This window comes from Streptomyces sp. NBC_01013 (assembly GCF_045162765.1).
In the GTDB taxonomy this organism is placed as follows: domain Bacteria; phylum Actinomycetota; class Actinomycetes; order Streptomycetales; family Streptomycetaceae; genus Streptomyces.
This window is the reverse complement of record NZ_CP108687.1, coordinates 6,910,249-6,932,586: the sequence shown is the minus strand read 5'-3', so window position 1 is coordinate 6,932,586 and position 22,338 is coordinate 6,910,249. Positions and strand designations below refer to the sequence as shown.

Below are 22,338 nucleotides of genomic sequence, written 5' to 3'. Positions count from 1 at the left end.
GCGCGGCAGGTACACGTGCCGGAGCCCGCGAGCCGCGGCCTGACCCGAACGAGGCCCTAGTCTCCGCGGGGGCCGAGGTCGGCGAGCCAGAGCCTCTGCAGCATGTGCCAGTCCTCCGGGTGCTCGGCGATACCCAGGGCGAACGCGTCGGCCAGGGCCTGTGTCATCGAGGACGTCTTCTCGCCGCGGTCACCTGAGCCGGGTACGTCGACGGGCGGATGGATCCGCGCCTTCATCACCGGCGTGTCGTCGTAGGAGAGGGTGACCGGCAAGAGCAGCGCGCCGGTCTGCTGCGCCAGGAGCGCCGGTCCTGCGGGCATCCGTGCCGTGTCGCCGAAGAACGTCACCTCGACGCCGGATGCCGACAGATCGCGGTCGGCGACCAGACAGACGAGGCCGCCCTCGCGCAGCCGGCGTGCCAGGGTTCCGAACGCGGTGCCGCCGTTGTGCGCGAGCACCTCCATGCCCAGACCCTCGCGGTAGGCCACGAACCGGTCGTACAGCGATTCCGGCTTGAGCCGTTCGGCGACCGTCGTGAAGGGGACCTTCAGATCCGTGGTGACCCACGCCCCCGCCAGATCCCAGTTCCCCAGGTGCGGCAGGGCGAGAATGACCCCGCGCCCCGCGTCGAGCCCCTCGGTCAGCCGGTGCGCGTCCGTCACGTCGATGGATGCCTTGATCCGCTCCGGGGTCCAGGTGGGCAGCCGGAACGACTCCATCCAGTAGCGCATGTACGAGCGCATCCCGGCCTTGGACAGGGCCGCGAGGCGGGCCGGGCTCGCGTCCGGCACGACCCGCGCCAGATTCGACTCCAGCCGCAGCACGCTCCTGCCGCGCCGCTTCCACACCTGGTCGGCGATGGTGCGGAACAGCGCCCGTGCGGCCGGTTCCGGCAGCTTCTTGACCGCGGCCCAGCCCAGCCCGTACAACCCGTCGCTCAGCCGCTCCTTGGGACCGGGCTTCGTGCCCCCGGGCGCGTCGCTCACTGCGTGGCCTCGCTCCCCCGGTCAGCCGCAGCCGACACCGCGGCAGCCGCGTCGGCCTCGGCGGACTCGCGGCGCACGGTCACGACCCGCTGCACCAGCGTCACCAGGCTGCCCACGGCGACGATCCACAGGGCGATCGGCAGCAGGATGTCGATGCCCGGCACACCGAACGTGTGCAGACCCGCGAGTCCGGCAGCCACCAATGAGATCACCAGGCGCTCGGCACGCTCCACGAGCCCGTTGACCGCCACCGGCAGTCCGATCGACTCCCCGCGCGCCTTGGTGTACGAGACCACCTGGCCGCTCGCCAGGCAGAAGATCGCGACGGCACACAGGATGTTGTCGTCACCGCTGCCCGCGTACCAGAGCGCGAAACCGGCGAAGATCGCCCCGTCCGCGACCCTGTCGAGCGTCGAGTCGAGGAACGCGCCCCAGCGGCTGGAGATGCCGGCCTGCCGCGCCATGTTGCCGTCGACGAGGTCGGAGAAGACGAAGATCGTGATGACGATCGTGCCCCAGAAGAACTCCCCCATCGGGAAGAAGACCAGCGCACCTGCCATCACCCCGGCCGTGCCGATCAGAGTGACCGCGTCAGGACTCACGCCGAGACGGAGCAACAGTGCGGCGAACGGCGTGAGGACACGCGTAAAAAATGCACGCGCGTACTTGTTCAGCATGGCCTTCCCGAGGGGTCGGTGGGCCGCATGGCCCCATCGGCCACCGGCTGGCCCATCGTAGTCACGACCGCCGGGATCCACTGTCCGGGCACCCTGGAGGACGCCGGGATCGCGGGTCCCGGCCCCGCGCGACGACGTACGGCGTATGGACGCAACCCGGACACAGTGCCAAGCTCGGAACTACCGCGGGCGTCGCCGTAGCCGCAGCGGCGGCTCCCCCGTGCCCGCGCAACCGCTCCCCATCCCGCGCCGGCGGTCCCCCCGCCCGGCGCCATCATCCGGGAGGCACGCGTCATGGGCGACAAGGCACACACGCACAACGGGGCCGCCACAGGAGCAGCGACGGCCGGCCATCCCTCCGCCATCCGGAACGTGGTGATGGTCGGCCACAGCGGATCCGGCAAGACCACCCTCGTCGAGGCTCTGGCACAGACCGCGGGCGCGGTCAACCGGGCAGGCAGGGTCGAGGACGGCACCACGGTCTCCGACCACGACGGGATCGAACATCTCCGGCAGCGCTCGGTCTCGCTCTCGCTCGTCCCGGTCGAATGGGACGGAGTCAAGATAAATCTGCTGGACAGTCCCGGATACGCCGACTTCGTCGGGGAACTCAGGGCCGGTCTGCGTGCGGCGGACGCGGCTCTCTTCGTCGTCTCGGCCGCCCAGGAGGCCGAGGCCGTCGCCGGGACCACCCGCGCGGTGTGGGAGGAGTGCGCGGCGGTCGGCATGCCGCGCGCCATCGTCGTCACCCACCTGGACACCGCGCGCACCTCCTTCGACGCGATGACGCGGATCTGCGGAGAGGTCTTCGGCGACGACGACCCCGACGCCGTACTTCCGCTCTACCTGCCGGTGCACGGTCCCGAGGCCGCTGACGGACACGCCCCACTGACCGGGCTCACCGGACTGCTCACGCAGCGGATCTTCGACTACTCGGGCGGGGAACGGCAGGAGCACCCGCCCGCCGAGTCCCAGCAGAAGCCCCTGTCCGACGCCCGTAACCGGCTGATCGAAGGGATCATCGCCGAGAGCGAGGACGAGACCCTGATGGACCGCTACCTCGGCGGGGACGGGATCGATATCGAGACACTCGTCGACGACCTCGAACGCGCCGTCGCGCGCGGCACCTTCCACCCCGTCCTCACCGCCGCCCCGGCCGCCGACGGGGCCCGCCAAGGCATCGGCAACGTCGAACTCCTCGACCTGATCACGCGCGGCTTCCCCACCCCGCCCGAACGCCCGCTGCCCGCCGTGACCACCCTGCACGGCACCTCGCTCCCCGCCCTGGACTGCGACCCGCAGGGCCCGCTGGCCGCCGAAGTCATCAAGACGGCCTCCGACCCCTACGTCGGCCGGCTCTCGCTGGTACGCGTCTTCTCCGGCACCCTGCGGCCCGACGACACGGTGCACATATCCGGCCACGGCCTCGACGACCCCGGGCACGAGGCCCGGCCCCTCCATGAGACCGAGATCCGCGTCGGCGCCCTCTCCTCCCCCTTCGGCAAACAGCAGCGCCCCCTCACGGCCTGCGTCGCCGGCGATCTCGCCTGCGTCGCCCGGCTGGACACCGCCGAGACCGGCGACACCCTGTCCGCCCCGGACCATCCCCTGCTGATGGAACCGTGGACCATGCCCGACCCCCTGCTGCCACTCGCCATCGAGGCGCACGGCAAAGCCGACGAGGACAAGCTGTCCCATGGCCTGGCGCGTCTCGTCGCCGAGGACCCGACGATGCGCCTGGAACAGAACCAGGACACCCACCAGGTCGTCCTGTGGTGCCTCGGGGAAGCCCACCAGGACGTGGCACTGGACCGGCTGCGCACCCGCTACGGCGTCCAGGTCGACGCCGTCCCCCACCGCGTCGCCCTGCGCGAGACCTTCGCCGGGCCCTCCACGGGCCGCGGCCGCCACGTCAAACAGTCCGGTGGCCACGGCCAGTACGCCATCTGCGAGATCGACGTCGAGCCACTGCCGCCCGGCTCCGGCATCGAATTCGTCGACGAGGTGGTCGGCGGGTCAGTACCCCGCCAGTTCATCCCGTCCGTCGAGAAGGGCGTCCGCGCCCAGGCAGCCCGCGGCCTCACCACGGGACATCCGCTCGTCGACGTGCGTGTCACCCTGCGGGACGGCAAGTCCCACTCCGTGGACTCCTCCGACGCCGCCTTCCAGACCGCGGGCGCCCTGGCCCTGCGCGAGGCCGCGGGCGACGCCCGTATCAAGCTCCTCGAACCCGTGGCGGAGGTCCGCGTACTGATACCCGACGACTACGTCGGACCGGTCATGAGCGACCTCTCGGGACGCCGCGGCCGGGTGACGGGTACCGAACAGTCCGGCGCCGGACGCACCCTCGTGCGGGCCGAGGTCCCGGAACTGGAGATCGGACGCTACGCCGTCGACCTGCGCTCCCTGTCCCACGGAACCGGTCACTTCGACCGCTCCTACGCCCGCCACGAACCCATGCCCCCGCAGCTCGCCGACCGGCTCCACGAACAACCGGTCAACGGAGCAAGGGGCGCGTAAGCCGTTCACTGCCAGTCGTTGTCCACAGGGCCGGACGGGGTACCGATCCGGACGATACGCTGTGCTCCCAGCTCAGAAAGTGTGCCGGGCCCGGCAGTTGGGAAACAGCCGCAGGAGCGGTTCCTCGGTGGCGAGTGGGGGCGACAGTGGCCAGCAACGGATTCGATTTTTCTCCCGGAGCGCAGATTCCGCTCCAGGGGGCGGCAGGAGCGGCGGTGGCGACCAACGCCCTCGCCTCTGCCGCGTACCGCGACAGCCCGGTGGAGGAAATCCTCAAAGCCAACAGCGAATGGCACAAGTCCGAAGTGAAGGAAGGGCGTTCGAAGCTCTTCAAGTCCGACTACTTCAAACCCAACCTCGGCGAGGCCTTCTCCCGCGCCGTTCAGGAACGCATGCTGGGCGGCGCGCGGAAGGCCCTCATCCAGTCCTTCGGCAGCGACCCCCAGACCGTCGTCGAGCACTGCCTCTCCGCGACCCGCCTCCGCAAGGCCCGCGACAGCAAACTCACGGCCGTGACCGCCCTGTTCGGCTTCGCCTTCCTGCCCGGAATGCTGCTGTGGGTCATCGTGTTCCGCCTCCGCGACGGCCTCGCGAGCACCAAGGACAAGGGCCTCTCCGTCATCGGCAACGCCCTGCTGCCGATCATCGGCATCGCCGCCCTGTTCTTCCTGATCAAAATGCCCCTCACCGGACTTCTGGGGCTGTACCTGCGCGCGATGATCGTGGCCCCCGTCATCGGCTGGCTGATCGCCAAACGGATCGCCGAAGCCTCCGCCCAGGACATGCGTGCCCGCTGGGAAGGGCTCCTCGACGGCGGCGGGGTCATCGCCAAGATCCCCGAAGCCGTGCCGAAGAACCCGAACGAGACCGCCCGCGAGGCGCTCCGCCAGGGCCTGGAGAAGCTCTCCGCCGAGCAGCAGTCCAACTCCGTCTTCTACGCCGGCCCCAAGGGCATCCTCGGCATGGGTACCCGCTGGGGCAGCTGGCAGCTCGCCGAGGACCTCGTGTCCAAGGAACCCGGCAAGGAGTTCCACCAGTTCCGCAGCTGGGACTTGGTACGTGTCATCCACGACCAGCTCAAGATGCTGGAGCGCGGCCCGCTGAACACCGGCGGCTTCCCCACCCCCTCGGTCACCCACTGGATCGTGTCGCCCGTCGGGGAGAACGCCGACGCGGTCTCCCGCCCCGAGGGCGAGGACGTCGCCACCTTCCAGGTCAAGCCCCACGAAATACAGCGGATCTGCAACCACCAGCAGTTCGGCGGCGGCGACCGTCACTACCTGGGCGTCCAGTTCACCCTCTGGGACGGCCAACTGGTCATCACCATGATGATCACCGTCACGGTGCTGTTCGAGACCTTGCGCATCGAAGTCACCGGACACGCCCTCGGACCCGTCCACTCCCTGTTCACCAGCAAGCCGGCCGCCAAGAAGAGGACGGTCAACAAGACCGTCAAGTTCTGGGAGACCCGTGACATCACGCTGGCACTGGTCGAGTCCAGGGAAGTCGTCCGCCTCGCCCTGCGCGCGCCCTTCACCTGGTACCCGCCGCTCCTCGACTACCTCGGCGGAAAGATCGCCCTGCCCGAGCCCTTCGGGCTCCGGCACGCCTGGGCCGAGAAGCCGTGGCGCCACCGCTTCATGGCCGACGACGCAATGCGCGCCGCCACACCGGTCCTTCGGGTCGTGCACAGCGCCGCCATGAAGGTCCTGGAGGAGAACGGCGTGGACACGGAACGCTTCGGAAACCGCTCGTCGATACTGAGCGGCCTCGTCCAGGACCCCACCCCGCGCAAGGCCGACCTGTACGACGCCTAGAGCCTGTGCAAGGGGCGCCCCGAGAGCCCGCGCAAAGGGCGCCCCGGAAGGGGCGCCCTGCGCGAAGGAAGGAAAACGCGGGATCAGACAGCGCGCGGCCAGGCGTCGGCCAGCATCAGGCGGGTGTCGGCCAGCAGCTGCGGCAGCACCTTGGTGTGACCCACCACCGGCATGAAGTTGGTGTCACCACCCCAGCGGGGCACGAGGTGCTGATGCAGATGCGCGGCGATACCCGCACCCGCCACCGCGCCCTGGTTCATCCCGATGTTGAAACCGTGCGCCCCCGACGCCGCGCGCAGCGCGGTCATCGCACGCTTGGTGAAGTCGGCGAGCTCCAGCGTCTCGGGACCGTCCAGCTCCGTGTAGTCCGCGACATGCCGGTACGGCACCACCATCAGATGCCCGCCGTTGTACGGATACAGGTTCAGCACCGCGTAGACCTGCTCGCCGCGTGCGACGACGAGACCGTCCTCGTCCGACTTCGAGGGGATCTCACAGAACGGACAGCCGTCGCCGGCCTCCGGGCCGCTCGGCTTGTTCTCGCCCTGGATGTACGCCATCCGGTGGGGCGTCCACAGGCGCTGGAACGCATCGGGCGTTCCCACTCCGATCTGCTGCTCCGGCTCACTCGTCATGCCGGTCAGCATATTGCGTAGCCCACGCGAAGCGTGTCGCCGGGGCCGATCCCGTTCGCTCGGAGCGATGCTGGCCCGATGAGCGACCGCACCCCGGCCCGGCCCTCCCCCGCCCTGACCCTGTGGGAGCAGCGCACCGAGGTACCGCTCTTCGCTGCCTCGCTGCTCTTCCTGCTCGGCTACGCGGTCCGCGTCCTCGCCCCGCACGACGCCGAACCCTGGCACGACCTCGCCCTCACCCTGGTCGCCGCCACTTGGCTGCTCTTCGTCGCCGACTACGCCGTACGGATCCGGCTCAGCGGACTGGGCCACCGCTTCGTCCGGGTGCGCTGGCTCGACACGATCGTCCTCCTGCTGCCACTGCTCCGCCCGCTGCGCCTGGTCAAGGTCTACACGGCCGTACAGAAGCGCCACGGCGAGCCGCGGCTGAGCCTGTACGCACGGGTGATGTCGTATGCCGGAATGACGGCTCTGCTGCTCGGCTTCTCGGCCGCCCTCGCGGTCTACCACCAGGAGCACGACGCTCCGGGCGCCTCGATCCGGACCTTCGGTGACTCGGTCTGGTGGGCGTGCGCCACCCTCACGACGGTGGGGTACGGGGATGCCGTGCCGGTGACACCGTGGGGGCGGGTCGTCGCGGCGGGGCTGATGGCCTGCGGGCTGGCGCTGCTGGGGGCGGTGACGGGTTCGTTCTCGTCGTGGCTGATCCAGGTGTTCCGCCGGGAGGACGACACAGAGCCCCCGGCGAGGGGGTAGCTCGGCGGGGGCCCTGCCTGTCACGGATCAGACCTGGACGCGGTCCTCCACGGCCTTGGCGATCTTGGCGATGGCGTCCTCGACGGGGATGCCGTTCTCCTGCGAACCGTCGCGGTAGCGGAAGGAGACGGCTCCGTTGGCCATGTCCTCGTCACCCGCGATGATCATGAACGGCACCTTGGCCCGCTGCTGGTTGCGGATCTTCTTCTGCATCCGGTCCGACGAGGCGTCCACGTCGACCCGAAGCCCCTGCTTACGGGCCTTGGCAGCGAACTCCTGGAGGTACGGGATGTGCGCGTCGCCGATCGGGATGCCGACTGCCTGGACGGGCGCCAGCCACACCGGGAACGCACCCGCGTAGTGCTCCAGGAGCACCGCGAAGAAGCGCTCGATGGAACCGAACAGGGCGCGGTGGATCATGACCGGTCGCTGCTTGGTGCCGTCGGGGCCGGTGTACTCCAGGTCGAAGCGCTCCGGCAGGTTGAAGTCGAGCTGCACGGTCGACATCTGCCAGGTCCGGCCGATGGCGTCCTTGCACTGCACGGAGATCTTGGGGCCGTAGAACGCGGCGCCGCCCGGGTCCGGTACCAGCGGCAGGCCCTGCTTCTCGGCGACCAGTCGCAGTGTCTCGGTGGCCTCTTCCCAGATCTCGTCCGAGCCGACGAACTTCTCCGGGTCCTTGGTGGACAGCTCCAGGTAGAAGTCGGTCAGACCGTAGTCGCGGAGCAGGTTCAGGACGAAGGTGAGCGTCCTGTCGAGCTCCTCCGCCATCTGCTCCTTGGTGCAGTAGATGTGGGCGTCGTCCTGCGTGAAGCCGCGCGAGCGGGTCAGACCGTGCACGACGCCCGACTTCTCGTACCGGTACACCGTGCCGAACTCGAAGAGGCGCAGCGGCAGTTCGCGGTAGGAGCGGCCTCGCGCGTCGAAGATCAGGTTGTGCATCGGGCAGTTCATCGGCTTGAGGTAGTAGTCCACCCCGTCATCGAGCTGCATGGGCGGGTACATGCCGTCGGCGTACCAGTCCAGGTGGCCGGACTTCTCGAAGAGCTTGCCCTTGGTGGCGTGGGGCGAGTAGACGAACTCGTAGCCCTCCTCCTCGTGGCGGCGCCGCGAGTAGTCCTCCATGGCACGGCGGATGACGCCGCCCTTGGGGTGGAAGACGGCGAGGCCGGGGCCGATCTCGTCCGGGAAGGAGAAGAGGTCCAGCTCGTTGCCGAGCTTGCGGTGGTCGCGCTTGGCGGCCTCCTCCAGGAACTCCAGGTGCGCCTTCAGCTCGTCCTTGGTCGGCCAGGCGGTCCCGTAGATGCGCTGCAGCATCGGGTTCTTCTCACTGCCCCGCCAGTACGCAGCGGCGTTCCGCATCAGCTTGAACGCCGGGATGAACCGGGTGGTCGGCAGGTGCGGGCCCCGGCAGAGGTCCTTCCAGCACAGGTCGCCGGTCTTCGGGTCGAGGTTGTCGTAGATGGTCAGCTCGCCGCCACCCACCTCGACGTCCGCGCCGTCGTCCGAGGAGGCGGAGCCCTTGATGCCGATGAGCTCCAGCTTGTACGGCTCCTCGGCGAGCTCCTCGCGGGCCGCCTCGTCCGTCACGACACGGCGGGAGAACCTCTGGCCCCGCTTCTGGATCTCCTGCATCTTCTTCTCGATGGCCTTGAGGTCCTCGGGCGTGAACGGCTTCTCGACGTCGAAGTCGTAGTAGAAGCCGTCCTTGACCGGCGGGCCGATGCCCAGCTTGGCCTCGGGGTGGAGCTCCTGCACGGCCTGGGCCATCACGTGGGCGGTGGAGTGCCGCAGGATGTTCAAGCCGTCCTCGGACGAGATCTCGACGGGCTCGACGGTCTCGCCGTCGGCGACGACGTACGCGAGGTCCTTCAGCTCACCTGCGATGCGTGCGGCGACGACGGTGCGCTCGCCGGGGAAGAGCTCGGCTGCCGTAGTGCCCGTCGTCACCACGCGCTCTTCCCGCTCGGAATCGCGTTGGATGGTCACACGGACGTCTGACACCGGTCTCTCCTGACTCAGGGGGCGCACCCGCATTCCCATGGCGGACGCAAGGGGAATCGTACCGAGCCGACGGCCCCCTTAGCGAAATGGGCCGCCTCCGCCCCGCTACTCCCCCGTGCACGCCTCCTCGAAATAGTCGACGTTCTCCTGGAGCGACTTCATCAGCCGGTCCCGTTCCTCCTCGTCGACCTGTACCGGGACCACCTGCGAGGTCCTGGTCAGCCGCCGGAAGCCGCCCCGGCTCTCCAGCCGGCCCTCCACCCGCACCGGCAGCCCCACGAGGTGGGCCTGGCCGGCGATCCGGTAGGCCTCTTCGTCGAGCTCCAGCCGTACGTGGGGCACCTCGGCGCCCGCCAGGACGCGCAGCCGTACGATTCCGGCTCCGCGCGGTCCGGAGCGGCGCATGCGGACGACCGCGCCGGTGATCCGCACCGTCGCCGCGGGCTCGTCCCTGAGGTAGCGGGCGCCCGCCAGCCGCAGTGCCGGCAGGTCGCCCGGGGAGAACTCGACCGGTTCGGGGTGTGCGGGGCAGCCGGCGGGGACTCCTGCGGCGGGTGCCCAGTCCAGCGCGACCCGGGCCCCCTCCGAGCCGCGGACGAGGGCGATGACCGCCTCGGTCAGTTCGCGGCTGACGCCCGCCTCGACGGCGGTGTCGAAGGCCTCCATGCCGCCGGTGGCCCGCTGGTAGTCGACGGCCTCCCTGGCGGCGTGCAGGGCCTGGTAGAGCCTTATGGCGAGGGGGCGGCCCGCCTCCACGGGGACGAATGCGGTGAGGTCGCGGCCGCCGGGCCCGGGGCCGATGAGGACGGTGCCGAGGGTCGCCAGGGCGCGTCGGCGGTGACGGGCACCGTGGTAGCCGGCCCGGCCCCGGACGGCGAGTGCGCCGGCCAGCAGGATCTGCCGGGCCGCGCCGTGCAACTGCTCCGCTCCCATCCAGCCGGCCGCCCCGGCGGCTCCGGCGGCCGGTTCGGGCACGTCGCGCCACCAGCGGATCTCGTCGCTGGGGACGGCGAGGGAGACCAGGACCTCGCGGGCGGACGGCGCGGCGCTGCGGGCGAGGGCGGTAAGGGCCTCCCCCAGCAGGTCCTCGCTGTCGGGATAGGCGGTGGTGTCCGGCACGAGCAGGCTGGTGGAGCCGCCGGGCGGGCCGGGCGGGGTCCAGCGGCTGTAGCGCCCGGGCGCTCCGCCCCGCCGCAGCCAGCCGTGCCGGGCGAGCAGGACGCCGAGGACCGTGGGGTCGACACGGGCGGGGTCGGGGAGGCCTCCGGCAGGTGAGCCGGTGGGCCAGGGACCCGCCTGTTCGGCGGGGTGGGGTCGGACGGCTGACGGGAACACTTCGTTGACGGACTCGTCCATCGGCCGGTGCATCAGGGTCTCCCTCCCGCCCCGACACGGGTCATGATCTCGCAGAGCGCTCGGTCGTCGAAGATGCGCGAGGTCGGGATCCGCACGGTCGTCCGGTGCCGGCCGGTCACGGCGTGACCGGCCAGGTTGGTCCAGTAGCAGCAGTGCCGCAGGTCGAGGCGGTCGTGTCCGGCGCGCAGCCAGTCGTCCTGGCTTCGGGGCACGAGCATCACGACGAGGATCTTGTGCACGGACACGGGGGTCCGGGCGAGCTTCACGAGGTGGGCGTTGTCGAGGGTGAAGGCGAAGGTGGGGCCGGGTGGCCGGGGCGGTATCTGGTAGGTGCACTTCAGCTGGACCTTGATGGTGACCTCGTCGTCGACGACGTGACCCGGGGCTCCGTGGCTGACGTGCCAGTCGATGCCGTTGTCGGGGAAGGGCTGCGACAGGGAGCACCCCGCCGCGGCCGCGACCGCGTGCAAGTAGCCCACCTGGAGGGTCTCCATGCAGGCGGTGGTGGCGAGTGCGCCGCGCAGCGGTGCGGTCCGCTGGGGCAGCAGCCCACTCGGTTCGGGCTGCGCGAGCGCCATGGCTCCGTTTGCCTTCCGGGCTGTGCCGATGGGTGAGTTGGACGCGGCGGCATCTCAACTTCCGGCCCCGTCACCTGTGTTGTCACCGCACAGGACGGCCTCCAAACGGCGTATCAGGCAAAGGGTGCGGGTATCACCGAACCGGGCAGAGGAATCACACCATCTGCCGCTCGGGCGCGAGGAGTTCGGGGATGACCTATTGGTATGAGGGGCCGTTGGCCGCTTTCGACACCGAGACGACGGGAGTGGACGTCGAGCAGGACCGGATCGTCTCGGCCGCGCTCGTCGTCCAGGACAGTGCCGGGGGGCGGCCACGTGTCACCCGCTGGCTGGTGAATCCGGGTATTCCGGTGCCCGTGGGGGCTACGGAGATCCATGGCCTGACCGACGACCACCTCCAGCGCAACGGGCGGTGGCCCGCGCCGGTGGTCGAGGAGATAGCCAGGGCGCTGGCCGAGCAGAGCGCGGCGGGCAGGCCCCTGGTCGTGATGAACGCGCCGTTCGATCTGACGCTGCTGGACCGGGAGCTGAGGCGGCACCGGGCGTCGTCGCTCGGTGGCTATCTGGAGAACGCCTCACTGTGCGTGCTGGATCCGCGGGTGCTCGACAAGCACCTGGACCGCTACCGCAAGGGGCGGCGCACACTCACCGACCTCTGTGAGCTGTACGGGGTGGTGCTCGACGGGGCCCATGACGCGGCAGCCGACGCGGCCGCGTCGCTGGAGCTGGTCCGGGCGGTGGGCCGGAGGTTCTCCACCCGTCTTGAGCGGCTGACGCCCGCGGAGCTGCACACGCTCCAGGCGGTGTGGCACGCGGCGCAGGCACGTGGCCTGCAGGCGTGGTTTGCCAAAAGCGGGACTCCGGAGACGGTGGATCCGGCCTGGCCGTTGCGTCCGGAGCTGCGCGCCGCGGCGTGAGCGGCCTCGGCGCATTCGCGTGAGGACACGCAGAGGCCGGTCCGTCGGTGTTGCTGACGGACCGGCCTCTCCCGGGGTGGGCGATACTGGGTTCGAACCAGTGACCTCTTCGGTGTGAACGAAGCGCTCTCCCACTGAGCTAATCGCCCGGGAACGGGTTGAACCATACAGGGCTCGGCGGGTGTGGTTCAAACCGCTTCCAGCCGAGCCGTGAGACCACGGTGTCCGGCCCGCATCATCAGGGTGTGATTCGCCCGGAACACGGCCCGTCCCGGCACCGCGAGGACCCGCAGCAACGTCCGGCGCACCACGACCTCCTGTTCGTACGTGGCACGGCTCCCGGTGCCGTGCGCACGGACGGTCCAGCGCGCCCAGCCTTCGAGGTCACCGGTGAGCGTCACCTCGAGTACGCCGCGGGGCGCGTCGCGACGGCGCTCGCGCATGGTCGTGACGAGGTCGTAGGGGAGGAAGGAGCGGATCCGGGTGGTGCTGGAGGTGTCGTCGAGGGGGGTGACCTCGCGGACCTGCGGCCACCATTGCGGGTAGTGCTCGACGCGTTCGAGGTGGGCGTGGACGACATGGGGCGGGGCGGGCAGGTCCCACATGCTGACAAATCGGTAGTGATTCCAGTCCATGTCCCCAGGATGCGCGTACTCAGCCGGGGATCTGAGTACGTGCGCGCATGTCGGATCCGGTGGCCGGCACCACACTCGCGTCCATGGAACATGTGCTGCCACCCGCCGAGGAACTGGTCATCCTCGACCATGAGCTCGCCCGGCTCGACCTGCGCCGCTCGCAGCTGCTGACCCGTCGCACCTGGCTGCTGAGCGTGCTGCAGGCGCCCGGCCCGATGCCTGCCGCGCCGCACACACGGCCTCCGGCCCGGGCCGGGGCCCCGGCCTTTCCCGCGCCACCGTTCACGGCGCCTTCTCCCCCGGTCCGTACCCGTAGTGCGCAGAACGTACTGCTCACCCTCGGGGGGCTGCTGCTGACGATCGCCGCCATCGCGTTCACCCTGGTCAGCTGGGGTCAGATGGGGATCGGCGGCCGCTCCGCGGTTCTGACCGCCGTCACGGTCGCGGCACTGACCGCGCCCGCGGTGCTCCTTCGGCGGGGCCTGTCCGCCACGGCGGAGGCACTCGGGGCTCTGGCCTCGGTACTGATGGTTCTGGACGCCGTCGCCCTGTATCTGGTCGCGGTTCCGGACGTGGGCGGCCTCGGGTACGCGGCCGCCGCCTCGGCCGTGCTGGCGGTGCTCTGGGGGGCCTACGGTCTGCTGCTGGACCGGTTGCGGCTGCCGCTGCCTCTGGCCGTGGTCAGTGCGCAACTACCGCTTCTGCTGTGGGCGTGGGCCGCGGAGGCGGACGCCCTGGTGTTCTCCGTCGCACTCCTGGCGACGGCGGCGGCGGACTGTGCGATCGCGGTGTGGTGCAAGGGCGTTGGGGTCCGGGCCACTGCCGGTGCGGGTCTCTGGGTCACCGGTGGTACGGGGCTGCTGCTGGCTCTGGTGAAGTCGCTGTCGGCAGGAGGTCCGGCGGGAGCGTCGGCGCCGGCGGCGCTGCTCCTGGCCGGTGCGGTGATCGCTCTCGCGGGGGCCCGGCGAGCGCCGGTGGCGCTCGCGGTTGCCGGCGGTGTGGTGGCCGGACTGGCCGCCGTCGCCGCGGTGGGCGGGGTCCTGACCGCGGGGATGTCCGGGGGCTGGGCGGTGCCGGTGTATCTGGTGTCCGGCGGGCTGCTGTTGCTGGGCGTACGGGCTCCGCTGGGGCGTCCGGCCGCGCAGGGTCTGGCGTGGGCGGCGGGTGCGGTGGCGGCCGCGTCGGTGCTCTTCTCGGCCGCCCCGGTCGCGGTGGTGCTGGTGGGTCCGGTGTCCCAGCTGGGCCGGCTGTGGTCGGGGGCGCCCCACGAGGGGGTGCGGTCGTCGCTGGGGGCTGCGGGGCTGCCGTGGCAGGAGATGGCGGCGGCTCCTGTGGTGCTGCTGATGGTCGCTGCGGCGCTCGGGGCTGTGTACCGGTCCTGGGAGGCCATGGCGCGATGGGCGGGGCCTGCACTGTCTCCGGGCCCCGTGTGGCGGGCTGTCGCCGGTGCGTCGGCCGTGGTGGCCGGATGGGCCGGGCTGACGGTGCTCCCGCCCGCCCTGAACGTCTCGCACACGGAGGCCGTTTCGCTGCAGTCGGTGCTCGTCGCGGGGGTTCTGACTCTCGCGGTGGGTGCGCTGCGCGCCGGGATGACGGGTGTGGCGGTGACCGCATGGGCCTGCGCGTCGGTCGGTGCGGTGGGCGTGGCATTGCTGTCGTTGGCTTCGGAGCCCGCCACCTATGCGGTGTTCGGCGCCCTGCTGCTGATGTGCGCCGCCGCTGCGGCCGCGTTGGACGCGCCCGGCGGCCCGTCGCGCGCTGCGGTGACGGTGCAGGCGGTCCTGGCGTGCGCGGCGGTGGTCTGCGCCGCGGTGCTCTCCGCCGCGTTCGGTGCGTCGATGGGGCTCGCCGTGTACGAGGCCGCGCCCGTGCTGCTCCTGGTCCCCGCGGTGACGGCCGGGCTGGGCGCGCGGCTGAAGGGGCGCCCGGTGGCGCTGCCGCTCGAACTGACCGGTGGGGCGGTGGGACTCGCCGCCGTCGTGGCGGCCCTGGGCGACCCTCCGTTCCTGGCTCTGGTACTCGCTCTGTGCGGGGTACTGGCCGCGGGTACGGCGCTGCGCCCGGAGCGCCGTGCGGTGGCCGGGTATCTGGCGACGGGGCTGTTCGTCCTGGCGTCCTGGGTGCGGCTGTCGGCGTCCGGGGTGTCGTCCCCGGAGGCGTACACGCTGCCGGTGACTGTGCCGGCGCTCGTGATCGGTGTGCTGCGGCGTCGTCGCGATCCTTCGGCGTCGTCGTGGACGGCGTACGGGGCGGGCCTGGCGGTGACGCTGGTGCCGGCGCTCATCGCCGCCTGGGGCGACCCGCACTGGCTGCGGCCGTTGTCGCTGGGGGTGGCGGCGCTGGTGATCACGTTGCTCGGAGCGCGGCTCCGCCTCCAGGCGCTGCTGGTGCTGGGCGGTGCGGTGCTGGCGCTGGACGCGCTGCACGAGCTGGCGCCGTACGTGGTGCAGGTCGTGGGTGCGATGCCGCGCTGGGTGGCGCCCGCACTGGCCGGGGTGCTGCTGCTGGCGGTGGGGGCGACGTACGAGAAGCGGTTGCGTGACGCCCGGCGGCTGAGGAACGCCCTGGGCCGGATGCGGTGATCCGACGCATGCCGGCCCGGGGCGCCCTCACGGGCCTCAGGCCGGCATGTGGTCACCGACCAGTGCGAGGTTCTCGATCGCGGCGAGTCCGTACAGCGCGGTGTCGTTGGTGTAGACCCAGTTGGCCTCGCTGCCCGGGACGGTGGTGACCGGGCCGCTCACCTTCTCGGTCTTCCAGGGGGCGGATTCCTTGTAGCCGTCGCTGTTGTAGAACTTCTCCCAGGCACGGGCGGCGAGCTTCTCGTCGCCCGTCTGCACTGCGGCGTAGGCGTCCATCCGTGAGTGGCCCTGGAAGAGGAGCAGGCTGCCGAAGTTGGAGCCGTAGCGGGCGGCTTGTTCGGCCTTGGTGGCGTTGAAGTATCGGCAGTAGTCGAGGTACGCCTCCTTGAACTCCGGCATGTCGATCAGGCCGATGAGTTCGGCACACAGTTCGTTGAGGCCGAAGACCCCGGACAGGTGGGAGACGCTGACGACGGGCTCGGTGGCGACGGCGAACTTCCCGGTGTCCAGGTCGTAGAGACCGCTGCCCTGGACGAATCCGTTGGGCTGGGCGGCGATCGTCTCCATGGTGCCGAGCACGCGCGCCTTGGCCTTCTCTGCCTGCGGGCCGCCGCGCTCCCATTCGGTGAGCCACGCGGAGACGAGTCCGCTCCAGTCGGTGCCGAAGCCGACGGACAGGGCGTGCCGGTCGGGGGTGTAGGGCTCGGTGCGGATCTTGCGGAGCGGGTCCAGGCCGAGGAAGGTCTCGTCGGAGTCGACGTTGGCGCGCATCAGATCGCCCACGCGTTCGTCCGCGGTGAGGAAGTAGTAGAAGCGCCGGTAGGTGGTGTTGGCGATGCGCTGTTGCTTGGCGCTGTCGGCGTAGTGCTGAACGCCGTGACGGGTGCCGAGGCCGGCCCAGTCGCCGAGGTGGTAGACGTCGACCTCTCCGGTGTGGCGGGTCATGGCTTCGGCGAAGCGGAAGATGTCCGCGCGCCCCGAGCGCAGATAGGCGTACCAGAGCCAGAGGTCGGGCGAGAGCTCGGAGTTGTCCCAGGCGTAGCCGCCGACGTCGTAGCGCCACTGGTGCCGGGCGGGGTCGTAGGAGTGCATGATGTCGCCGTAGTCCCAGAAGCCGTACCAGCGGCGCATCTCGACCTGGTCCCTGTAGTACGTGAACAGGAAGTCCAGGTGGTCCTCGATCTTCGCCTTGGCGGGGGTGGAGCGGTCGACCGGCGAGAAGAGTCCGCCGAAGACGCCCGCCCCGATGAGCTGGGACGGCGGGGCGACGAGCTGCGGAAGGGTGCGCACCGTGCGGGTCTGCCGGGCGAGGGCCTCGGCGCTGGGGGTGGAGTCGTTGGCCCAGAAGACGAGTTCGCTGGTACGGGCGATGCCGTACGGGGTGCCGAAGCCGGGCTCGTAGTCCTCGTAGGTGATGTTGAGGCCTTCGAGCTGTTCGGCATAGGTGTCCTGGCCCAGGCCGTCGTGGTAGAAGCGCAGGTCCATCGGCTCCGCTTCCGGCGACCAGAGCCAGAGGGTGACCTCGGCTGCGTCGGTGTCCGCGCCGCGGATGTCGAGCTGGGCGGGGAACTTCTCCCAGAAGTCGCGCAGCCCGAAGGAGAGTCCGCCGCTCGCGCCGCCCACGTAACCGAAGCCGGAGGCGCGCCGTCCGCCGCCGGCCGCGATCCAGCCGTGACCCTTCTTGGTGCGCTTGCGCAGCGAGAATCCGTCGGCGGAGAGCTGGCTGAGGGTGTAGTCGCCCCAGGTGGGGATGAGCGGGAGCCGGGTGGTGACGCGCTGGTCCCAGGTGGCCGGGTCGGGCAGCTTCGTGCCCTCGAACTGGGCGGCCTGGACAGCCGCACCGGGGTCGCGGCGCAGTCCGGTGATGCCCTTGACGGCTTCGCGGAGCATGCCGGCCTCGTCGCCGCCGATGCGGATGTGGCGGTCGTACGTCTCGTCGCGCATGGGGACGGTGAAGCGGACACCGAGGCCGCGGATGAAGTCACCGCTCGCCTTGCCGGGTTCCTGGGTGCCGTCGAAGGTGATGGTGTGCATCATGCGGAACGATTCGGCGCCCGCGTAGAAGTAGAGGCGGACGGAGAACGGCAGCCAGGAGCGGTTGCCGTGGCGGTGTTTGCCGTCGATGCGGACGACTGCGCGGACGGGTCCGCTCTGTTCGACCTCGGCCTTGCTGATGGCGCTCTCGAAGCGTTCGTACTTCTGCTGTCCCTGGTCGCCGTCCTCGATCTCTCCCTGGCGGATCAGGACGAGGCGGCCGTTCCGGGCGATCTCGGTGGAGCCTCGGGTGAGGGAGGTGACGAGCGAGGAGCCGGTCTTGCCGATCTTCGCGGTGATGACGCCGGTGGAGACCGTGATCGAGCCGCCGCTGTTCTTGACGGTGACCTTGTGGGCGGCGGGGGCGGGTTCGCCGGTGGTGAGGGTGAACTTCTTGGCGCCGGCGGCCTCGGGGCCGACCGCGTGTGCGGTCCACTTGAGGGAACCGTCGGGCCATTTGGCGGTGGCCCAGGTCTGGACGGGGATGTCCTTGCCGTCGGCGGCGGCGAGGGCGAACTTCTGGTCGGCGGGGTAGCGCCCCTTGGCCCAGGGGACGCCGAAGGTGGATCCGGGGGCGGCGCCGAGGCCGTCCTCCTCCAGCCAGCCGATCTCGACGGGGCCCTCGGCGGCCTCGCCGGTGGCGGCGGCCGCCTGCCGGGCGGTGCCGTTCAGCACCCAGGAGAAGGAGGTGGCCGCACCGGCGACGGCGGCGGCCTTGAGAACGGTACGGCGGGGGATCGGGGACATCACGACTCCAATTCGTGGCGAAAATGGGCATGACTGATCGCACGCTGACGCGTGGTGGGACGTGGTGGTTCGGGGGGCGTCCGCCCGGTCAGCGACGGTCGGCGGCGACCGCCGCCGCCGCGAGGCAGCCGAGGGCGGGTGCGGCCAGGGGCGGAATCTGCCAGGCGGCGAGGGCCAGGGCGACGAATCCGCCGACGAGCAGCAGTGATCCGGCAGGGTCGGTGAACGTCCGGCGGCCGGCGGCCCGCACGGTCTGCGCCCACGGGGTCCCGGGCTGCCAGGCGGCGGCCGTACGCAGTCCCCAGACGGCGACGGCCGGCAGTCCGAGCACGCTCACGGCGATGAGCGGACGGCCGCCCGGCAGCAGGCCGGACCGGGCGACCTGCCAGTCGAAGGCGAGCAGCGCGAGTGCCGCCCACCACAGGAGGGAGATCCGCCAGCCGCTGCGGAACGCCTCACCTGCGTCCGCGGCGAACTCCCGCACGCCGCCCTTCTCGCCGGCCAGGTACCGGCGCAGGTGCCGGCTCCCCGCGGCGAAGGCCGCGGGGAACGTGATGAGCGGCAGGGCGGCGACGGTGATCCACACGCCGGTGAGCAGGCATTCGGAGAAGACGCTGAATCGCTCCCGGACGAAGGAGGTCCTGGGTGCGGTGCCGGATTTCGTCGCCACGGGGTGCTCAGCCCTTCAGGCCGGAGGTGGCCATGCCGTCGATGAGGTAGCGCTGGAAGGCCAGGAAGAAGGCCAGTACCGGCAGCAGGGCCACCAGTGACATCGCGATCATGCCGCCGTAGTCGGCGACCGCGTCCTGGTCGATGAACATCCGCAGTCCCATCGAGACGGTGTACTTGTCCGGCTCGTTGAGGTACAGCAGGGGGCCCATGAAGTCGTTCCAGGCCTGGATGAAGGTGAAGATGGCGCTGGTGATGAGCGCGGGCCGGCACAGCGGCATCACGATCGACCAGTAGATCCGCAGGTGCCCGCAGCCGTCGAGCCGGGCGGCCTCGTCGAGTTCCTTGGGCAGTCCGCGCATGAACTGGACCATGAGGAAGACGAAGAACGCGTCGGTGGCGAGGTACTTGCCGATCAGCAGCGGAGTGAAGGTGTTGATCAGCTCCAGCTTCTGGAACATCACGTACTGCGGAATGATCAGTACGTGGTACGGGAGCAGCAGTGTCCCGATCATGATGGCGAACATGGCGTTGCGCCCCGCGAAGCGGACCTTGGTGAAGGCGTAGGCCGTGAGCGAGCAGGAGAGGACGACTCCGATGACGGAACCGACCGAGACGTAGGCCGAGTTCAGGAAGAACTTCCAGATCGGGATGTCGGCGATGCCGTCGGCGAGCCGCCGGTAGTTGTCGGTGATGGGGTCGGTCGGGAACAGGTTCAGCGCGCCGACGATGTCCTCGCTCGGCTTGAACGAGGCGCCGATCGTCCACACCACCGGGTAGAGGACCACCGCGAGGATGGCGAGTGCGCCGATGTGCCAGGCGAGGGAGCCGGGGAGCCGGCGTCGTACGGCGGTGGTGTCCATCGGGGTCATCGGCCACCCTCCTCGTAGTGCACCCAGCGCTTCTGGGACCAGAACAGCACGGCGGTGACCAGGCCCACGGCGACGAGCAGCAGCCACGCCATGGCGGAGGCGAAGCCCATCCGGCTGTTCGCGAAGCCCTGGTCGTACAGGTAACAGGTGTAGACGAGCGTCGCGTCGGCAGGCCCGCAACTGCCGTTGCTGACGATGTAGGCCGACCCGAAGATCTGGAAGGAGTGGATGGTCTCCAGCAGGACGTTGAAGAACAGCACCGGCGAGATCATCGGCAGGGTGATGCTCCAGAACCTGCGCCAGGGGCCGGCTCCGTCGACCTCCGCCGCCTCGTACAGCTCCCTGGGGACCTGCTTGAGCCCGGCCAGGAAGATCACCATGGGGGCGCCGAACTGCCAGACCGTGAGGGCCACCAGCGCGTAGATGATCATCTGTGGGTCGCCGATCCAGCCGCCCGCGTCGATGCCGAACAACTGCTGCCCCCGGTCGACGACGGCGTCGTCGGAGAACAGGGCGCGCCAGACGATGGCGGCCGAGACGCTCGCACCGATCAGCGAGGGGGCGTAGAACGCCGCCCGGTAGAAGGACTGCCCCCAGCGCTTCTGGGCCAGCAGCATCGCCACGGCGAGCGCGGCGGCAAGCTTGATCGGCGTGCCGATCACCACGTACCAGGACGTCACCTTGACCGACTGGCGCCAGCGGGGGTCGGCGAACATGTCGGTGAAGTTCTTCAGCCCCACCCACTTCGGGGCGTCGAACAGGTTGTAGTCGGTGAACGCGAGGTACAGCGAGAACACCATGGGTCCGGCGATCAGGAACAGGAAGCCCGCGATCCAGGGCGACATGAAGAGATAGCCGGTCAGATTCTCGCGGTGGCCCCGCGGTTGCGGTGCGGGGCGGGTCTTGCGTCCCGGGCCGCTCCGCTCCACGGCGGCGAGGTCCTCGTCGAGGACCGGGCCGCTCGTGGAGGTCTGGATGTGAGTCACCGCGTCATTCCTCTCAGTTCGAGGCGAGGGCGGTCTTCGCCTCGGAGAAGAACTGCTTGACCGAGTCCTCCGGTGAGGCCTTGCCCAGGGACATGTCGCCCGCGATGCGCAGGAACGCCGCCTCGACGACGTCGGCGCCGGCCGGGTGCGGGGTGATGGGCTCCAGCACGCCGGCCTTGGCGATCTCGGTCTCGTAGGCGCCGATCGCCTTGCTCGGGGCGTCGGTGGGCTGGAAGGCCTCGAACTGCGCCGTGGTGGCGGGGACTCCGCGGTCGTAGCCCATGATGCGGGCGACCGCGGGGTCGTGGGTCATGAAGCTGATGAAGGTGACCACCTCGGCGGGGTGCTTGGTACGGGCTGTGCCGCTGAGCATCAGCGAGCCGAGGTACTGGCCGGTCTTCTTGCCGTCGGTGCTCGGGATGGGCGCGAGGCTGTAGCTGCTCTTGCCCTCCGCGCTGTAGCGGACGGAGAAGTTGTCCCAGGTGAACTCGCCGGCCGAGAGTCCCTTGGCGAGGGCGGAGGCGGGCTTGATCTGCTCGACCTTCTTCTGGTCGGCGTAGATCCCGGACTTGACCCGGGCGAGTGCCTCGGTCCAGTACGGGAGCAGCTCGGCCTCGCCGAAGCCCATCCCCTCCTCCGTGAAGAACGCCTTGCCGTTCTGCCGCAGCACGAGGTCGTACAGGTACATGACGCCGTGCGGGCCGGAGTCGCCGGCTATGCCCTGACCGGACTTGATCTTCTGCAGACCCGCGTACCAGTCGTCCCAGGTCCAGCCGAGGCGGTGGTCGACGCCGGCCTTCTCGAAGACCTTCTCGTCGATGACCAGGGACATCGAGTTGCTGCCGACCGGCACACCGAGCAGCTTGCCGTCGATCTCGGCGAACTTCTCGAGACCGGCGCGGAAGCCCTCCAGCTGGAGGTTGCCCTTCTTCGCCTGCGGGTTGAGGTCGAGCAGGACGTTCTTCGCCTCGTACTTGCGCAGGAAGGTGACCGCGTTCTGGATGACGTCGGGCGGGTTGCCGCCGGCCGCCTGGGTGTTGAACTTCTTCCAGAAGTCCGGGTACTGCTGGAAGTCCGTCTTCACCTTGATCTTCGGGTGCTTCTTCTCGAAGAGCTTGACGCACTCCTGGACCTTCTTCGCCCGGTCGTCGGCGCCCCACCAGGCATGCCGGATGGTGACCGGCCCGTTCGAGCCGCCGCCCGAGCCGCAGCCGGCCGCGGTCAGCCCGAGACCCGCAGCCGAGAAGCCCGCGAGCTTCAGCATCTGCCGCCGGTCCATGCCTTGGTTCCGAGACATAGTTCGCCCCTACGCTTGATTGAATCGTTTTAGAAAGCGCTTGCCGGGTCAAAGTAAGGAGCCGCACCGGCGACGTCAATGGCTGGGACGAAAATCGATCGAAGCGCTTCAATGGGGCACGCGGAAACGCCGACGGCCCGGAAGCTTCAAGAAGCTTCCGGGCCGTCGGTCCGGGGTGGGCGATACTGGGTTCGAACCAGTGACCTCTTCGGTGTGAACGAAGCGCTCTCCCACTGAGCTAATCGCCCGGGCGCACGCCAAACATTACCC

17 protein-coding genes and 2 tRNA genes are annotated in these 22,338 nt (G+C 70.1%); 5 read left to right on the top strand and 14 right to left on the bottom strand.

Annotation, left to right across the window (positions count from 1 at the left end):
* Nucleotides 1-56: 56 nt before the first annotated feature.
* On the bottom strand, nt 57-986 hold the full coding sequence (locus OG538_RS30285) for a phosphatidylinositol mannoside acyltransferase (protein ID WP_406098618.1): 930 nt from the start codon (nt 984-986) through the stop codon (nt 57-59).
* Nucleotides 983-1,663 carry a phosphatidylinositol phosphate synthase gene (gene pgsA / locus OG538_RS30280; RefSeq protein ID WP_406098617.1) on the bottom strand — a complete coding sequence of 227 codons (681 nt, stop codon included), beginning with the start codon at nt 1,661-1,663 and terminating at the stop codon, nt 983-985. Before pgsA ends, OG538_RS30285 begins: the two co-directional genes overlap by 4 nt.
* A 294-nt stretch (nt 1,664-1,957) precedes the next feature.
* Between pgsA and OG538_RS30275 the strand changes: the two genes are divergently transcribed.
* Together OG538_RS30275 and OG538_RS30270 are read left to right on the top strand one after the other, a co-directional pair.
* Nucleotides 1,958-4,183 carry an elongation factor G-like protein EF-G2 gene (locus OG538_RS30275; protein ID WP_406098616.1) on the top strand — a complete coding sequence of 742 codons (2,226 nt, stop codon included), beginning with the start codon at nt 1,958-1,960 and terminating at the stop codon, nt 4,181-4,183.
* Between the two features lie 146 nt (nt 4,184-4,329).
* The gene (locus tag OG538_RS30270) at nt 4,330-6,000 is read left to right on the top strand and encodes a hypothetical protein (protein WP_406098615.1); all 1,671 of its coding nucleotides are present in this window, start codon (nt 4,330-4,332) and stop codon (nt 5,998-6,000) included.
* Between the two features lie 83 nt (nt 6,001-6,083).
* Here OG538_RS30270 and OG538_RS30265 read toward each other — a convergent pair whose 3' ends face one another.
* On the bottom strand, nt 6,084-6,647 hold the full coding sequence (locus OG538_RS30265; RefSeq protein ID WP_406098614.1) for an HIT family protein: 564 nt from the start codon (nt 6,645-6,647) through the stop codon (nt 6,084-6,086).
* A gap of 66 nt (nt 6,648-6,713) precedes the next feature.
* Between OG538_RS30265 and OG538_RS30260 the strand changes: the two genes are divergently transcribed.
* A complete protein-coding gene (locus tag OG538_RS30260; RefSeq protein ID WP_406098613.1) occupies nt 6,714-7,391 on the top strand; it encodes a potassium channel family protein in 678 nt (225 codons plus the stop codon).
* 27 nt (nt 7,392-7,418) lie between these two features.
* On the opposite strand, the gene thrS is transcribed toward OG538_RS30260, so the two are convergent.
* From thrS to OG538_RS30245, 3 genes are all read right to left on the bottom strand, one after another.
* A complete protein-coding gene (gene thrS / locus OG538_RS30255) occupies nt 7,419-9,395 on the bottom strand; it encodes a threonine--tRNA ligase (protein WP_406098612.1) in 1,977 nt (658 codons plus the stop codon).
* Nucleotides 9,396-9,500: 105 nt separating this feature from the next.
* Complete coding sequence (locus tag OG538_RS30250) at nt 9,501-10,763, bottom strand: hypothetical protein (protein ID WP_406098611.1); 1,263 nt, start codon at nt 10,761-10,763, stop codon at nt 9,501-9,503.
* A complete protein-coding gene (locus tag OG538_RS30245; protein ID WP_148016276.1) occupies nt 10,763-11,329 on the bottom strand; it encodes a DUF4365 domain-containing protein in 567 nt (188 codons plus the stop codon). Before OG538_RS30245 ends, OG538_RS30250 begins: the two co-directional genes overlap by 1 nt.
* 191 nt (nt 11,330-11,520) lie before the next feature.
* Between OG538_RS30245 and OG538_RS30240 the strand changes: the two genes are divergently transcribed.
* Nucleotides 11,521-12,246, top strand: coding sequence for a 3'-5' exonuclease (locus OG538_RS30240; protein ID WP_406098610.1), 726 nt, complete (start codon nt 11,521-11,523; stop codon nt 12,244-12,246).
* A gap of 77 nt (nt 12,247-12,323) precedes the next feature.
* Here OG538_RS30240 and OG538_RS30235 read toward each other — a convergent pair.
* Nucleotides 12,324-12,395: transfer RNA gene (locus tag OG538_RS30235), tRNA-Val, on the bottom strand.
* A 39-nt stretch (nt 12,396-12,434) separates the two neighbouring features.
* On the bottom strand, nt 12,435-12,881 hold the full coding sequence (locus tag OG538_RS30230) for an SRPBCC family protein (RefSeq protein WP_406098609.1): 447 nt from the start codon (nt 12,879-12,881) through the stop codon (nt 12,435-12,437).
* Between the two features lie 83 nt (nt 12,882-12,964).
* Here OG538_RS30230 and OG538_RS30225 point away from each other — a divergent pair, with 83 nt between their 5' ends.
* On the top strand, nt 12,965-15,463 hold the full coding sequence (locus OG538_RS30225) for an SCO7613 C-terminal domain-containing membrane protein (RefSeq protein ID WP_406098608.1): 2,499 nt from the start codon (nt 12,965-12,967) through the stop codon (nt 15,461-15,463).
* Between the two features lie 36 nt (nt 15,464-15,499).
* On the opposite strand, the gene OG538_RS30220 is transcribed toward OG538_RS30225, so the two are convergent.
* The 6 genes from OG538_RS30220 to OG538_RS30195 form a co-directional block, all read right to left on the bottom strand.
* Nucleotides 15,500-18,244, bottom strand: coding sequence for a Tat pathway signal sequence domain protein (locus OG538_RS30220; RefSeq protein ID WP_406098607.1), 2,745 nt, complete (start codon nt 18,242-18,244; stop codon nt 15,500-15,502).
* An 88-nt stretch (nt 18,245-18,332) separates the two neighbouring features.
* Nucleotides 18,333-18,914: a hypothetical protein gene (locus tag OG538_RS30215; protein WP_406098606.1), complete on the bottom strand. Its 582-nt coding sequence runs from the start codon at nt 18,912-18,914 to the stop codon at nt 18,333-18,335.
* Nucleotides 18,915-18,921: 7 nt separating this feature from the next.
* Nucleotides 18,922-19,785, bottom strand: a complete 864-nt coding sequence (locus OG538_RS30210) for a carbohydrate ABC transporter permease (RefSeq protein ID WP_406098605.1) — start codon at nt 19,783-19,785, stop codon at nt 18,922-18,924.
* Entirely contained in the window at nt 19,782-20,771 is a 990-nt protein-coding gene (locus OG538_RS30205; RefSeq protein ID WP_406098604.1) for a carbohydrate ABC transporter permease, read from the bottom strand. The genes OG538_RS30210 and OG538_RS30205 overlap by 4 nt, the downstream gene beginning before the upstream one ends.
* 13 nt (nt 20,772-20,784) lie before the next feature.
* Complete coding sequence (locus OG538_RS30200) at nt 20,785-22,068, bottom strand: ABC transporter substrate-binding protein (RefSeq protein ID WP_406098603.1); 1,284 nt, start codon at nt 22,066-22,068, stop codon at nt 20,785-20,787.
* Nucleotides 22,069-22,244: 176 nt separating this feature from the next.
* Nucleotides 22,245-22,316 (bottom strand) — tRNA-Val (locus OG538_RS30195).
* Nucleotides 22,317-22,338: the final 22 nt, after the last annotated feature.